Origin of the sequence: uncultured Hymenobacter sp., assembly GCF_964243305.1 — a bacterium.
In the GTDB taxonomy this organism is placed as follows: Bacteria; Bacteroidota; Bacteroidia; order Cytophagales; family Hymenobacteraceae; genus Hymenobacter.
The window spans coordinates 23329-39085 of the sequence record NZ_CAXTEF010000007.1 but is presented as its reverse complement, the minus strand read 5'-3'; the positions used below and the strand labels follow the sequence as shown (position 1 = coordinate 39085).

General features: G+C 63.1%; 6 protein-coding genes. All 6 read left to right on the top strand.

The annotated features are described in order from the left end of the window. The first annotated feature begins 67 nt into the window (after positions 1-67). The 6 genes from ACFE70_RS06625 to ACFE70_RS06600 all read left to right on the top strand — a co-directional run bounded on the left by ACFE70_RS06625 (position 68) and on the right by ACFE70_RS06600 (position 15603). Positions 68-2323 (top strand): LysM peptidoglycan-binding domain-containing protein, encoded by a 2256-nt coding sequence (locus ACFE70_RS06625; protein WP_375416938.1) that lies wholly within the window; start codon positions 68-70, stop codon positions 2321-2323. Positions 2324-2399: 76 nt separating this feature from the next. Continuing rightward, positions 2400-4673, top strand: a complete 2274-nt coding sequence (locus tag ACFE70_RS06620) for an NADP-dependent malic enzyme (protein WP_375416937.1) — start codon at positions 2400-2402, stop codon at positions 4671-4673. Positions 4674-4959: 286 nt separating this feature from the next. Further along, the gene (ruvA, locus tag ACFE70_RS06615) at positions 4960-5565 is read left to right on the top strand and encodes a Holliday junction branch migration protein RuvA (protein WP_375416936.1); all 606 of its coding nucleotides are present in this window, start codon (positions 4960-4962) and stop codon (positions 5563-5565) included. Positions 5566-5877: 312 nt separating this feature from the next. Next, complete coding sequence (gene sprA / locus ACFE70_RS06610; RefSeq protein WP_375416935.1) at positions 5878-13323, top strand: cell surface protein SprA; 7446 nt, start codon at positions 5878-5880, stop codon at positions 13321-13323. Positions 13324-13412: 89 nt separating this feature from the next. Next, on the top strand, positions 13413-13793 hold the full coding sequence (gene gcvH, locus ACFE70_RS06605) for a glycine cleavage system protein GcvH (protein ID WP_375417023.1): 381 nt from the start codon (positions 13413-13415) through the stop codon (positions 13791-13793). A 31-nt stretch (positions 13794-13824) separates the two neighbouring features. Continuing rightward, complete coding sequence (locus ACFE70_RS06600) at positions 13825-15603, top strand: M28 family peptidase (RefSeq protein ID WP_375416934.1); 1779 nt, start codon at positions 13825-13827, stop codon at positions 15601-15603. The last annotated feature ends 154 nt before the right edge of the window (positions 15604-15757 follow it).

Below are 15757 nucleotides of genomic sequence, written 5' to 3'. Positions count from 1 at the left end.
GCGCCTATTCTAATAGATGAAGCAGGAAGATGCGGCGCGTTCGTTATCTGTCACTTAACTTGCTGGCATGAAGCACTGGCATCTTCCTTCGCGCGCGTTTTCGCGCCGCCTGCGGCGGGCTCTGCCCGCCTTGCTGGCCCCGTTTGCCCTACCCGCGCTGGCTCAGCAGGTGCCGGCCGGTGGCGATATCCGCAACCCCAACGTCATCCGCGAAGACACAATCCGGCAGGTGCAGCTGCTCTTGCCGGACTCGCTGACGGCGGTACCGGTGGCGCCGGAGGTCGATTCGGTGCGGCTGGTCTGGTTGCGCACCCCACCCACGCAGCGCGACCTGATTGGCGACCGGATGAGCTGCTTCGAAACGGCCGTGCCGCACCAGTTCAACAATGCCGTGCTGGCTTATGTGAACCTGTTTACCCAGCGCCAGCGCGGCTACACCCAGCGCGTGCTGGAGCGGGAGCAGTTTTACTTCCCGATTTTCGAGAAGTATCTGGCCCAGTATAATTTACCAACTGATTTGAAGTACCTAGCGGTGGTGGAATCGGCCCTGATTCCGACCGCCAAGTCGCCGGTGGGCGCCACCGGTTTATGGCAGTTTATGGGACCGACGGCCGGTGATTTGCGGTTGAAGAAAGATGAGTGGGTGGACGAGCGAATGCACCCGGAAAAAGCCACAGAGGCCGCCTGCAAGCACCTGAAATACCTCTACGGCATGTTTCACGACTGGGAGTTGGTGCTGGCCGCCTACAACTGGGGCGGCGGCAGCATGAAGCGGGTGATGCGGCGCACCGGCAAGACCACGTTCTGGGACCTCTACCCCCACCTGCCGGCCGAGACGCGCAACTACGTGCCCACGTTCACGGCCATCATGTACACGATGAAGTATGCCGAGCAGCACCAGCTGCGCGCCCCGGAGCTGCGCTACCAGGTGGCCGAAGCGCTCGACACGCTTACTATTAACGGCCAGCCGATTGATTTGCGCCGCCTGAGCCGCGCGCTGGGCTACGCCGATTCAATGGCCTTGCAGCGCTTCAACCCCGAGCTGCGGCGCGGCGCGCTGCCGGCCGGCTACCGCAGCTACGTGCTGCGCTACCCCAGCGCCGCCCGCCCCAATCTTGGCGACGCCGACCGGGCCACGCTGCTGGAGTATTGCCGCCCCGCCGCCGAGCTGCCGCTGGCCCTGGCGCCCCTACCCCCCCGCATTGAGGGCGTCGAGCCATTCCCGACCCGCGACCTGCTGGCCGCGGCCAGTGGCCCGCGGGCTCGCACTGAGGAAGCCCGGCCCCGCTCCCGCCGCGTGCGCCACATGGTGCGCCGGGGCGAAACCGTGGCCAGGCTGGCCGAGCGGTTTGAGGTGAGTCCGGCCCAGCTGCGCCGCTGGAACGAGTTGAAGAAAGGTCAGGCCCTGCGGCCGGGCCGGCAACTGGTCGTGTTCATGCCCCTACCCCCCGCCTTGCCCGCCACCGAGGTAATAGCTGCCGCGCCGGCGGTAGCGCCCACGCCGATAGTGCTGCCAACCGTGCGGCCAGTGGTGGATGAAGCTACCCAGCGCCTAGCCGCCGCGAATGCCCGCTACACCCGCGAAGCCGCCGAAGCAGCAGCCCGCGAGAAAGCCCAGGCTCAGCAGCTGGCCCGCCTCCAAAAAGCTGAGGCCGCCCGCCTGGCTGCCCGCGCCACCGCCGAGCGGCAGCACCTGGCCATTGCCCGCACCGTGGCCGCCGCGCAGACCGTGGCTGAAGCCAAAGCCGCCCGCCAGAAGCAGCGTGAAGCAGAGGCAATAACAGCAGTTGAGGATTCGACCCAAGAAACTTCAACCGAGGAAACCCTGGCGGTGGCCACGTCAGCGCCGGAATCGGCGCCCGCAGCCGCCAGCCAGCCGGCGGTGCGCAAGCAGTCAATTTCCCTACCCCCCCCCGCGAAAGCAAGCCCTCCCGAGGAGATTGTCGCGGCTCGCCTCTACATCGTGCGGCGCGGCGACAACCTCACGCGCCTGGCCCACGAGCGCGGCCTGAGCGTGGCGCAGGTGGTAGCTTGGAATAACCTGAAATCAGGCAGTGTGGAGGCGGGGCAGCGGCTGGTTTTCGTGGCGCCAGCGGCGGAAAACACCGCGCCGGCCCGCGGCGCCCGCAGCCACCCGACCGTCAGCCGGATGAACGCGGCGAAAGCGGACCTGGAAACCCGCTTCCATCAGGTGCAGCCCGGCGACACGCTCTACAACATCTCGCGGCGCTTCGGCATCTCGGTGCAGCAGCTGCGCAAGCTCAACCGCCTGACCAGCGACGAGGTGAAGCTGGGCCAGAAGCTGGTGGTGCAGGCGGGATAGGCGGCGGGTAGCAGGCAGCGAAACTGGACGAAGCGGGCAAATCAACGCTACTTTCGTTTTCGCTTTCGCTCTGCTCATGCTTAAAATCAACAAACAGGACGCCCTCAACTACCACTCGCAGGAGCCGGCCGGCAAGATTGAGGTTGTGCCGACCAAGCCCGTCAGCACCCAGCTGGATTTGGCGCTGGCTTACTCCCCTGGTGTGGCCGAGCCCTGCCTCGAAATCGCGGCCAACCCCGACGACGTGTACAAGTACACCGCCAAGGGCAACTTGGTGGCCGTCATCAGCAACGGCACGGCGGTGCTGGGGCTGGGCAACATCGGGCCGGCTGCCTCCAAGCCGGTGATGGAAGGCAAGGGCGTGCTGTTCAAGAAGTTCGCGGGTATCGATGTGTTCGATATTGAAATCGACTGCCAGGACCCGGACGAGTTTATCCGCATCGTCAAGAGTTTGGAGCCCACGTTTGGCGGCATCAACCTGGAAGACATCAAGGCGCCGGAGTGCTTCCGGATTGAGACGGCCCTGCGCGAGCAGATGAACATTCCGCTCATGCACGACGACCAGCACGGCACGGCCATCATCACATCGGCGGCGCTGCTCAACAGCCTGGAGATTGTCGGCAAGCGCATCGAGGAAATTAAGCTGGTGGTCAGCGGCGCGGGCGCAGCGGCGGTGTCGTGTTTGCGGTTGTACCTGGCCCTGGGGCTGAAGCGCGAAAACGTAGTCGTCTTTGATAAAGACGGCATTATCAACGCCAGACGCACCGATTTGGCCGACATTCAGCTGCAATTCGCCACGAGCCGCAACGTCACGACGCTGGCCGAGGCAATGGCCGGCGCCGATGTGTTTCTGGGCCTCTCGGCGGCCAACGTGCTGCCGGCCGAGCTGCTGCTACTAATGGCCGCCAACCCCATCGTGTTCGCGCTGGCCAATCCCGACCCGGAAATCGGCTACGAGCTGGCCATGAGCACCCGGCCGGACCTGATTATGGCTACCGGCCGCTCCGACCACCCCAATCAGGTCAACAACGTGCTGGGCTTTCCCTACATCTTCCGCGGCGCGCTGGATGTGCGGGCCACCGAGATAAACGAGGCCATGAAGCTGGCCGCCGTACGGGCCCTGGCCGAGCTGAGCCGCGAGCCGGTGCCCGACATGGTGAACAAAGCCTACGGCGACAATACGCTCAGCTTCGGCCGCACCTACTTGATTCCCAAGCCTCTGGACCCGCGCCTGATAACCAGCATCTCACCGGCCGTGGCGCGGGCCGCAATGGAATCGGGCGTGGCCCGCCTGCCCATCGAAGACTGGGCCGCATACGAGGACCAGCTCCGCGCCCGCCTCGGCGTCAATCAGAAGCTGATGAACCGCATCACGTCGGCGGCCCGCAACAACCCTAAGCGCGTCGTTTTCGCCGAAGCCGACAACTACAAAACCCTCAAGGCGGCCCAGATTGTGCGCGATGAGGGCATCTGCACGCCTATTCTGCTGGGCCCGCCCGAAAAGCTTCAGGCCATTGCCAGGGCCAACAGCCTGGACTTGGAAGGCTGCGAAATCATTGATATTCTGAACGATGACGCCCGCCGGACCCGCTACGCCGAGCTGCTGTTTCAGAAGCGGCAGCGCCGGGGCATCACGCTTTATGAGGGCCGGCGCCTGTTGCGCGAGCGCAACTATTTCGCGGCCATGATGGTCGAAACCGGCGAGGCCGACGCCTGCATCACCGGCCTCACCAAAGACTACGGGCAGAGCATCGTGCCGGCGTTGCGGGTGCTGGGCGTGGAAGAGGGGGTAGGGCGCGTGGCCGGCATGTACATCATTCAGCACCGCCGCGGCCCCTATTTCTTCGCTGACACCACGGTCAATATCAACCCCACGGCCGAGGAAATGGCGGAAATTATCGGCCTCACGGCCCGCGCGGTGCGTTTTTTCGATGCCGAGCCGCGCATCGCCGTCATCTCCTATTCCAACTTCGGCTCCAATCAGGGTGAGCTACCCGCCAAAACTCGCCGCGCCACCGAGCTGGCCAAGGCTCGCTACCCCGACCTGCTGCTCGACGGCGAGATGCAAGCCAACGTAGCCCTGAACCCGCAGCTTTTGCAGGAGCAATACGGCTTCTCGCCCCTGGCCGAAAAAGGCGCTAATACGCTGATTTTTCCCAATGTCGAGTCGGGCAACATTGCCTACAAGGTGCTCCAGGAAATCGGTGGCGCCGAGGTCATCGGGCCGGTGCTGATGGGCCTGCGCAAGCCGGTACACATCCTGCAACTAGGCGCCTCAGTGCGCGATATCGTGAATATGACGGCCATTGCCGTGGTCGATGCGCAGGTGAAAGCGAAGGCTGGCCAGTAGCTGGCACTAGCTGGCGTGGGGCTCTGCCCGGTGCCGACTTGTAGTGGGCCTCTGGCCCCCAGAACGACTCGCAGCCGCACGATATCGAAGCAACCTCGGCGGCACTACTGGCGCGGCCTAGCCGGAGGCCGGGTACCAGCCGGCACGAGGCAGAGCCCCGCGCCAGTTCGTGCAAACAGCCCCCCTTGCCGGCGTCCAACTTTTTTAGCCCAGAAGCCAGTAGTTTTGGGAGATAATCCGGGCTCAGCCGTGTTGGCCCGAAACACCCAAGCTCTTCCGCGCCCGCATGATTGCTTACCTCGACGGTACTCTCGCTTATAAAGACCCCGCCCAAGCCATTATCGACATTGCGGGCGTGGGCTACGAAGTCAAAATTTCACTCACCACGTTCGGCAAGCTGCCGGCCGAGGGCCAGAAAGCCAAGGTCTATACCTACCAGCACATCAAGGAAGACGCCAACACGCTCTACGGCTTCCTCGACCCCAGTGAAAAGGCCCTGTTCATGCTGCTGATTGGCGTGTCGGGCATCGGGCCGGGCACAGGCATCGTGATGGTGAGCAGCATGGGCGTAGGCGAAATCCGCGAGGCCATTGTCAATGAGAATGTGCGCGCCATCCAGAGCATCAAGGGCGTCGGGCCCAAGACGGCCCAGCGTGTGATTCTGGAGTTGCGCGACAAGCTGCGCAAAGATGAGCTGCTGGCCAAGGCCGGCGTCGATACCGTGCCCCTAGCTCGGCAGCACAATACCCGCCGCACCGAGGCGTTACAGGCGCTGGTAACGCTGGGCTTCGCCCGCGCCGCCGCCGAGAAAACCCTGGACCAAATATCGCAAAAGCACGGTGGTGAGCTGAGCGTGGAAGAATTGATTAAATTTGCTTTGAAGTCTAATTAGGTAGGTTTTAATTTTTAAGGGGTGAAGGGTTGACCTGACCGCTCAAAGAGGCCGCCACGCCGGGCATAGCGCGGCTTCCAGGCACTTTGGCAGCTGGCGAGGGGGTAGGGAACGCCGCTGGTTGGGTGGCTTCCTGGGCCAGGCGGCGCCGGCTCTGCCCGGCAGGGCAGCCTTTCAACCCCGCAGTCAGCCCTTAAAATGCAACCCTTCCCTACCCCCCTCCTATCCTGTTAGCCTGCGGTTTTTTATTCACGCCGCCTCCTTTTCTTCTGCTTGAAACCCGGTACTAAGCTTCTCCCCGCGTCGGTTCTCATGGTCGCGTCGCTGCTGACGTGGTGGGCGCAGGCGGGCGCGCACGGCTTGGCCGCCCACCGCCCGCGCTTCCAAACCGCGCCCGCGCAGGGCCGGCCCGCCCGGCCCGGCCAGCGGCCAGCCCCTACCCCCGCCGTGGGCTCGCAACCCGGCGACACCGGCCGCTACCGCCCCAGCCGCCGGCCCCGCGTGCGCGCCCAGGACCGGCCGGGCTCGCCGTTTGGGCCGCAGCGCCGCCGCTCGCCGCTGGTCTTGCCCCTGCCCGCCAACGTCAAGCTCCAGGTCACGCCCGATGACAGCCTCAAGACCTTCGACGTGCGCGAAAAGGTGGGCGCCGACATCGACTACCGCGACCCCAGCCAGCTCACGTTTGAGGAGTACGCCCGGTTTCAGCAGCGGCAGGCCATCAGCGACTACTTCCGCGAGAAGGCCAAGGGCGGCGTGGTGGGGGCGCCGGCCGCGCCCGGCTCGCCGCAGGCCCAGCGCCTGATTCCCAAAATCTACCTCGGGCCCATTGCCAACCGCATTTTCGGCGGCTCCTTTGTCGATATCCGGCCCGCCGGCTCGCTCACGGTGCGGGCCGGCGCGCGCTTCAACCGCAACGCCAACCCGGCCCTGACCTTGCGCCAGCAGAGCGTGGGCGACTTCATCTTCGAGCAGAACATGAACGTGAACCTGACCGGGCAGATTGGCACCCGGCTCAAGCTCGTGTTCAACTACGATACCAAGGCTTCGTTTGATTTTGATAATCAGATGAAGTTCGACTTCGCGGGTGAGGAAACCGACATCGTGCGCAAGGTCGATTTGGGCAACGTTTCTCTACCCCTCAACAACTCCCTGGTGCAGGGCGGGCAGAACCTGTTCGGGGCGAAAGTGGCCCTGCAGTTCGGCCGCCTGGGCGTGACGGCGGTGGGCGCCACCGTGCGCGGCACCGCCGACGAAGTGCGCATCCAGAACGGCTCGCAGAGCCGGCAGTACGAGCTGAAAGCCAGCCAGTACGAGCGCGACCGGCACTTTTTCCTGACCCAGTTTTTCCGCGACCGCTACGACCAGGCCCTGCGCAACCTGCCCACGGTGCAGAGCGGCGTCGAAATCCGCAACCTGGAGGTGTACGTCACCAACGACAACCGCACGACCGAAAATCTGCGCAACGTAGTGGCCCTCCAGGACCTAGCCGAGCCGGTCCGGCTCTACCGCGATGATTTCCGCCAGGGTACGCCCACGGCGCGCACCCCGGCTGCCAATAGCGCCAACTCACTGCTGAGCAGCATCCTGGCGGTGCCCAACTCCCGCGACAACCTCGCTGTGGAGCAGGTACTCGGCAGCCTCGGCGGCGGCTTGGCCAAGAACATCGACTACGAGCGGGTGCGCGCCCGCAAGCTCGACCCGCGCGAGTACACGTTTAACGCCCAGCTCGGCTACTTGAGTCTGAATACCAGCTTGTTGCCCGACCAGGTGCTAGGCGTCAGCTTCCAGTATCTGTACAATGGCCAGACGTATGCGGTGGGCGAGATTCAGACCGACTACGCCCAGGTGCGGCAGGACCAGGTGATTTTCCTGAAGATGCTCAAGGCCACCAACCCCGGCGTGGGCTTGGCCGACCCGGCGCAGAACCCGCTGAATGAGAACCTGCGGCTGACGCGCAACCTGCCGACCTGGGACTTGATGATGAAAAACATCTATCCCCTGAACGCCTCTCAGCTCAGCCGCGACAACTTCCAGCTCCAACTCATCTACAAGGACGACGTGACGGGCGTGGATTTGATTTCGCTCAAGGAAGGCGCCCGCACGCAGAATGTGCCCTTGATTCAGGTGCTCGGACTCGATAGGGTGAACCCCAACAACGACCGCAACGCCGACGGCAACTTCGACTTTTTCCCCGGCATCACCATCGACCCGGAGCTGGGCAAGATTATTTTTCCCAACGTGCAGCCCTTTGGCTCCTACCTGCGCGCGCAGTTCGACCCCACGGAGACGGCGCTGATTGACAAATACGTTTACCAGGAGCTGTACGACCAGACCCAGAGCGACGCCCAGCAGGTGCAGGTCAAGGACAAGTTTTTCCTGCGCGGGCGCTACCAGGGCGGCGCCGGCACCGACGAAATCAACCTGCCCGGCATCGGCATCGCGCAGGGCTCGGTGCGGGTGCGCTCGGGCTCGACCTTGCTCACGGAGGGCGTGGATTACCAGGTGTTCTACGACCAGGCCAAGGTCAAGATTCTTAATCCCAGCTATTTAAACTCAGCCAACGAGTTGCGGGTGGAGTTCGAGAAAAACGCTTTGGTGCAGGTGCAGCCGCGCCGCCTGCTGGGCGCCCGCTTCGACTACCGGGTGAGCGAAGATGCCAGCCTGGGCGGCACAGTGCTGAGCTTGCTGGAAAATCAGGCGCCGGGCATCAACCGCGTGAACGTGGGCGACGAGCCGGGCAACAACACCATCATCGGCCTCGACGGCTCGTTCCGCAAGGAAAGCCGCGTGATTACCAAGTACCTCGACAAGCTGCCCTTTCTCTCGACCAAGGAGCCGTCGAGCATTGCTTTCACCGGCGAGTTTGCCAAGCTCCTTGCCGGCCGCTCGCAGCTGGGGCGCGGCGAGAACGGGGTGAGCTACATCGATGACTTCGAGAACGCGCGCACGCCCTACACGTTGGGCGGGCTGGCGGCGATACCGGCCTGGCGGCTGGCGGCCACGCCAGCGGCCATCAGCACGGCCGCGGGCCTGGCGAACAGCAACTTGCGCGCCCGCCTGGCCTGGTACACCGTGGACCAGAGCTACTATAACAATGGCAGCGATGCGCCCGACAACATTCGCAGTGACCTCAATAATCACTACGTGCGCGGCATTCAGCGCGACGAGATTTTCCCCAACCGAGACCTGGGCTCGCAGGGCAATGGCTACGAGTACAGCTTTGACCTGGCATATTTTCCCAGTGAGCGGGGGACTTATAACTACTCGCCCGGCGTGAGCGGCGACGGCAAGTTTCTGACGGGCCTGCCGGAGCAGAACTACGGTGGCATCAGCCGGGGTATCACCTTCGATACCGACTTCGACAACGCCAACATCGAGTACCTGGAGTTCTGGCTGATGGACCCGTTTCTGGGTGGTGAGCGGGGGCAGGTTAACGATAGCGAGAACCCGCCCACCAACAACACGACCGGCGGTGAGCTGCACCTGAACCTGGGCAACGTGAGCGAAGACGTGCTCAAGGACGGCAACCAGCACGAATTCGAGAACGGCCTGCCCACGACCGACGACGAGCAGGACGTTAGAGAGACGCCCTATGGCCGCGTCACGACCCAGCAATTTCTAACCGATGCCTTTTCGGCCGCGCCAGGGGCCCGCGCCCGCCAGGACATTGGCCTCGACGGCGTCGACGACGCCGGGGAGCAGGCACAGGCGGGGCGGGCCGATTCCTACCCCGCCATTTATGGCAGCGTGCCCGACCCCAGCAACGACAATTTTCGCCACCACCTCGACCCGGCGTATAACGACAGCGACACCAAAATTTTGGGCCGCTACAAGCGCTACAATGGCTACCAGGGCAACTCGGAAGAGGACGCCCAGCGCTCCTCGACGCCCTACCCCGACAAGGAAGACCTGAACCGCGACAACGTGGTGCAGGATGTGGAGCGCTACTACGACTACCGCCTCAACCTGCGCCCCGGCCAACTGGAAGTGGGCCGGAACTACATTATCGACAAGGTCACGAATTCGATTGGCAAGGGCAGCACTAAAGATGAGGTGACGTGGTATCAGTTCCGGATTCCGGTGCGCGAGTACTCGGCCGTGGTGGGCAACGACAACCGCGAGTTCGGCTTCAAGAGCATCCGCTTCATGCGGATGTACATGACGGGCTGGCGCGAGCCGGTGGTATTGCGCCTGGTGCAGCCGCAGTTCGTGGCCAATCAGTGGCGCCGGTTTTTGTCGCGCATCTCGGAAGGCAACCTGACGAGCGAAGTAACCGATGCCGACGCGTTCAGCATCTCGACGGTGAGCGTGGAGGAAAACGGCCTGGCCCGCACCGACCCGAACCAGCGGCCGGTCATTCCTTACCTGGCGCCGCCTGGCATTCAGCGCGACCGGGAGTACGGCTCCAGCAGCACCTCGCGCCTGCAAAACGAGCAGAGCCTGCGCCTGAGCGTCACGAACCTGCGCAACGGCTACGCCAAGGCCGCTTATAAAAACATCACCATCAACCTGCTGCGCTACAAGCGGCTGAAGCTGTTTCTGCACGGCGAAAGCGACGACCCCACTACCAAGGATGACGACATCCGGGCCTTCATTCGCATCGGCACCGACTATACCCAGAACTACTACCAGTATTCCCTACCCCTTAAGTTGACGTTGGCCAATGAAACAGCCCCGGATAGAGTATGGCGGTCGGACAACGAAATCGACCTGGCCTTTCAGGATTTTATTGACCTGAAAGCCGCCCGCAACCGCGTCCCCAATCCCAATTTCATCCAACCCTATTCGCGGACGCTGGATAATGGCGCCACGATTACGGTGGTCGGCAACCCCGATTTTTCGGCCGTGCAGGGCTGCATGATTGGGATGCTGAACCCGGCCACCACCGACGGCCGCCGCAACGACAAGTCGGCTACGCTCTGGGCCGATGAGTTCCGGGTGTTCGATTTCGAGCGGCAGGACGGCTACGCGGCTACGGCCAGCTTTAACGCCAAGCTGGCCGACGTGGCGAATATCATTGCCACGGGCTCGTTCACGTCGGTCGGCTTCGGCGGCTTGCAGGACAAGGCCCAGCAGCGCTCGCTGGATGACATCCTTCGCGGCGACGTGAACGTGACCGTCGCGGCCGAGAAGTTCCTACCCCCCCAGTTCAACCTGAAGGTGCCGGTGCTGCTGCAAGTGGGCCACGAAAGCCGCACCCCCCAGTACGACCCGCTCGACCCCGATACCAAGCTCAGCCAGAGCCTGCAAAAGTTCAGAAACGCCGATGACGAGGTGGACAACGCCGCCCGCGCCGCCTACCGCAACGAGGTCATCGACCAGACCACGAGCAAGAGCATCTCGCTACTGAACGTGCGCAAGGAGCGCAACCCCGAAAGCAAGACCCTGCCCAAGCCCTGGGACGTGGAAAACCTGGCCCTGAGCTACTCGCTCACCGAGCGCCTGCACACCGACATCCGCACCGACCGCGACTTCACCCGCGCCTACACCGGCGCGCTGGCCTACGTCTACCAGACCACGCCCAAAAACTACACGCCCCTGGCCGGCATCAAGGCTCTGGACAATCCATACCTCAAGATTTTCCAGCAAGTCAACTTCACGCCCCTGCCCTCGCGCTTCTCATTTCGGGCCGACATCGACCGGCGCTACAATGAGCGGCTCTTGCAGCGGGTGCTGGAGCCGGGCCAGGTGCCCAGCACGCAGGGCTTCGACTATCTGGTGCAGAAGGTCTTCTTCTTCAATCGGATTTATGATTTGAAGTGGGACCTTACCAAAGCCCTGATTCTGGACTACACGGCCACGAACCGCGGCGTGGTAGACGAAGGGCCGGGCCGCACCATTGGCGACGAAGATATTGCCGTGCGCAACCGCGACCAGCTGATGACCAACCTGCGCCGCGGCGGGCGCACCACCAACTTCAACCAGACCATCGCCGCCACCTACCGGCTGCCGCTGGACAAGTTTCCGCTCACCGACTGGCTCAGCGCCGATGCGCGCTACGCCGCCACCTACAGCTGGCAGGCGGCTTCGACGGCCCTGATAGACCCCTCCGACAGCACCGCCCTGGCCCTGGGCAATACCATTCAGAACAACGCCGAGCTGAGCGCCAACGGCCGCATTGACTTGGTGAAGCTCTACAACAAGGTGCGGTTTCTCAACATCATCAACAATGCCCCGCCGCCCCCGCCGCGCCCCCGCCCGGCCCCGCGCAACGCCGACGGCACCCGCCCTACCCCCCCTCCCGCTGCCAATGTGCCCACGGACACCACCAGCGCCGGCCTGCGCGTGGTGAAAGCCGTGCTCCGCTCCCTGATGACGGCCCGCTCGCTCAACTTCACTTACACCCGCTCCAACGGTACGCTGCTGCCCGGCTACCTGCCCAAAACCCGCTTCTTTGGCTTTAATGATGGCTTCACCGCGCCGGGCCTGGGCTTCATTCTGGGCGAGCAGCAAAGGTTAGATAGTGCATTCTTGAGGAGTGTGTATAACCGCAACTGGTATACTGAGCGCAGCGATTTGCTTAACACGCCCTTCTCTACACTCTACACTGATAACCTGACTTTGCGCACCACGCTGGAGCCCATCCGGGATTTCAATATCCAGCTTGATGCCCGCAAGCAGCAAGTGCGTAACCGCGAGGTGTTTTACCGCCGTCGCTTTAATGAGCAGACTGGCGAGATTTATAAGATGGGCCCCGACTCCCTGGTGCTGCCCCAGGCCAGCAACGCGCTCGGCAGCGGTTCGTTCAGCATCAGCACCATCACGATTCGTACTTTGTTTGGCGACCTCGGCGCCAACGGCGAAAGGTCCAAGGCCTTTAACCGCTTCGTGACCAACCGCCAAGCGGTGCGGGACCAATTGCAACGCGCCAACCCCACGAAGCAGGACGCGAATGGGCGGGATATTTTCTACAGCTACAACTCCTCGGAGGTGCTGATTCAGAGCTTCCGCGATGCGTATAGCGGCAAGACCTCGGACGGCTACAAGGCGGAGCGCAAGGCTAATCCATTCGTCAACATCCCGCTGCCCAACTGGAACGTGCAGTACAATGGGTTGTCGCAGGTGCCGCTGTTCCAGAACGTGTTTAGCTCGTTCACGCTCAACCACGCTTACACTTCGCTCTACAACGTGGGCGCCTACTCCACCTCGACGACCTACAACGATGAGCCAGAGTTTCCGAACCAGGCCAACCAGTCGGGGCAGTACATTCCCTACTACATCGTCGGTCAGGTCAGCATCATCGAGGGTTTGACACCGCTTATCGGCATCAACTTTCAGACCCTGAACAAGATAACCGGCCGCGCCGAGTACCGCACTAGCCGCGGTCTGCTCCTGAACACGACCAACGCCCAAGTCACCGAGCAGCACACCACTGAGCTGATTATCGGCGCCGGCTACGCCACCAACCGCCTCAAGCTGCCCTTCCGCGTCGGCGGCGAGCAGCGCGTGCTCACCAACACGCTCACCGCCCGCCTGGATTTGAGCCTGCGCGACAACACGACCGTTCAGCGCGTCATCGAAGGCGTAGTGGACCCCGGCAGCACCGGCCCTGACCCGGTTAGCATCGGCCGCGGCCGGAGCACGATTACCAACGGCGCCTTGCAAGTGCAGCTGCGCCCCACGGTAGATTACCTGCTCAACACCCGCCTGAACTTGCAATTCTATTTCAGCCAGAACATCACCAGGCCCAATGTTGAAAACGCCTTTCGCAACGCCACCACCGAGGGCGGCATTCAGCTGCGCTACAGCTTGCAGTAGGCCGCGCCGAAAGGAGGGGGTAGGGACTTTGCCCAGCCACCCCCGTACTTTTGCCCCAACCCCTCATTTCCCTACCCCCCTCCCGCCGCATGACCCTGCCCGCCACCCTCAAATACACCAAAGACCACGAGTGGATTCGCCTGGAAGGCGACGTGGCCTACATCGGCGTCACCGACCACGCCCAGAAAGAGCTAGGCGACATCGTGTACGTTGATATCGACACGCTCGACAAGGAAGTGGCCCAGCACGAGGTGTTCGGCACGGTGGAGGCGGTGAAGACGGTTTCGGACCTGTTCAGCCCCATTTCCGGCACCGTGCTCGAAATCAACGCCGTGCTCGATGGCGCCCCCGAAACCGTGAATTCCGACCCCTACGGCGAGGGCTGGATGGTGAAGATGTCGATTAAGAATCCCGCTGAGATTGAAGGCCTGCTCTCGGCCGAAGCCTACGGCGAGCTAATCGGCGCCTGAGCCGTGAGGTAAGCGCCAGCTTGCCGTATGTATGTCCGGCCATTCCGTGTCGAATCAACTTCCCACCGGCAGCAAGCTAAAGCTTACCTCCCGCTCCTTCCTGGCCCTGACCTTGGTCTGGGCGGTGCTGCTGCTGTGCCTCACCCTGGCCCCGGCCGAGCGCCTACCCCCCACGCCGCAGTGGAGGCTGCTGAGCTTCGACACGTTTGCCCACGCCGCTTTTTTCGCTGTGCAAGCTGCTCTGACGTGGCTCAGCCTGCGCCGACAAACGCGCTGGCCCCGCCTGGCGCGCCACGCCACGCCGGTCGTGCTGCTCGGCTGTATCACCTTCGGCGCCCTGATTGAAGCGCTACAAATGGCCTTGCCCTTTAACCGCCACGGCGAATGGAGCGACCTGATTAGTGATGGCCTGGGCGCGGCGGTGGCGCTGGGTTTGCTAACGCTGGCCGCCGCGCCCCTACGCCGCCGCGGCTGGGTTATCGGCCTGCTGCTTATTTCCCTACCCCCCTTCGCCGCCCGAAGCCAGGACCTGCCCCGCGCGCGGGCCACCATCGCCAAACTCGCTTCGCGCGAAATGCACGGCCGCGGCTACGTGAGGCAGGGCGAGCGCAAAGCCGCTGCCTACCTGCGCGGCCGGCTACGGCAGCTGAAGTTGCAGCCTTTGGCGCCGGACTATATCCAGCCGTTTGAGCTGGACGTGAACACGTTTCCGGGAAAAGCTACGCTGGTTTTAAGCCACGGCTTTTTTCCTCTGCTGGGTCCGCATTGGCGGTTGAAGGCAGGGCGCGACTTTATTGTCACAGCTTCGTCAGGGTCGGGCAAGTTGTCGAGCGGGCGTCGGCTGCTGTATCTGGACAGCACAATGCTCAATCAGCCTGAAGAAATACAGACTTATCTGCGTAACAGCCGCCGGCCATCCACAACCGTTCTGCTTGACCAATACGCACAACGGCCGGCTAACTTACCAGTGAGTGTCGCCCAACGCCTCGACTCAGCTGCCGCCGTGCTTCGCGTCGTTACTAAGCTCACGGCTACGTTGGCTTCTGAGCAAAGTCATCAGATGCAACTCGAAGCGCTGCCGCACCCCATGCTTCACCAGTTTAAGCCTTCCACTGGCTCACCGGCTTGGACAGCGAATATGCGAATAGCCGCCCAGCTCCAGCGCCACTACCCCACCCAAAACCTCTGCGCGCTCATCCCTGGCCGCAGCCAGCCGGATTCCTTCCTGGTCGTCACGGCGCACTACGACCACCTGGGCATGATGGGCCGCAAAGCCTATTTTCCCGGCGCTAATGACAATGCCAGCGGCGTGGCCCTGCTGCTGGAGCTGGCCACCCACTATGCCCGGCCCGAAAATCAGCCGGCCTGCTCCATCGCCTTTCTACTCTTCGGCGCCGAGGAAGCCGGCCTGGTCGGCTCGCGCTACTTCGTGCAGCATCCGCTGGTGCCACTCCAGCAGATTAAGTTTCTGGTGAACCTCGATTTGCTCGGCACCGGCGAAGACGGCGCCACCGTCGTGAACGGCCGAGTGCACGAGGCCGCATTTCAGCAGTTGCTCCGGCTCAACGAGGCGGGCCGCTACCTACCCAGCCTCGCCGCCCGCGGCCGGGCCGCCAACTCCGACCACTATCCGTTTTCCGAGGCCGGCGTACCCGCATTTTTCATGTACACCCGCGGCGGCAGCCCCGCCTACCACGACGTACACGACACCCCGGACAAGCTCTCCCTGGCCGGCTTCGCGGGCGCGTTCAAGCTGGTGCGCGACTTTCTGAATGCGCGGCAAGCTGTCAATTCCCTACCCCCGCGCTAGCCGGCAAGGTGGCCCCAGCACCGCGCACCAGTCAGTGGCTCTCAAATAAAAACGCCTGACCGTTGAGGGTCAGGCGTGCATAACGTGCATAAATAACAGATACCTTATAGCTAACGAATAAACCGCCTGATTATAGTTTAGAAGCTGATAGCTG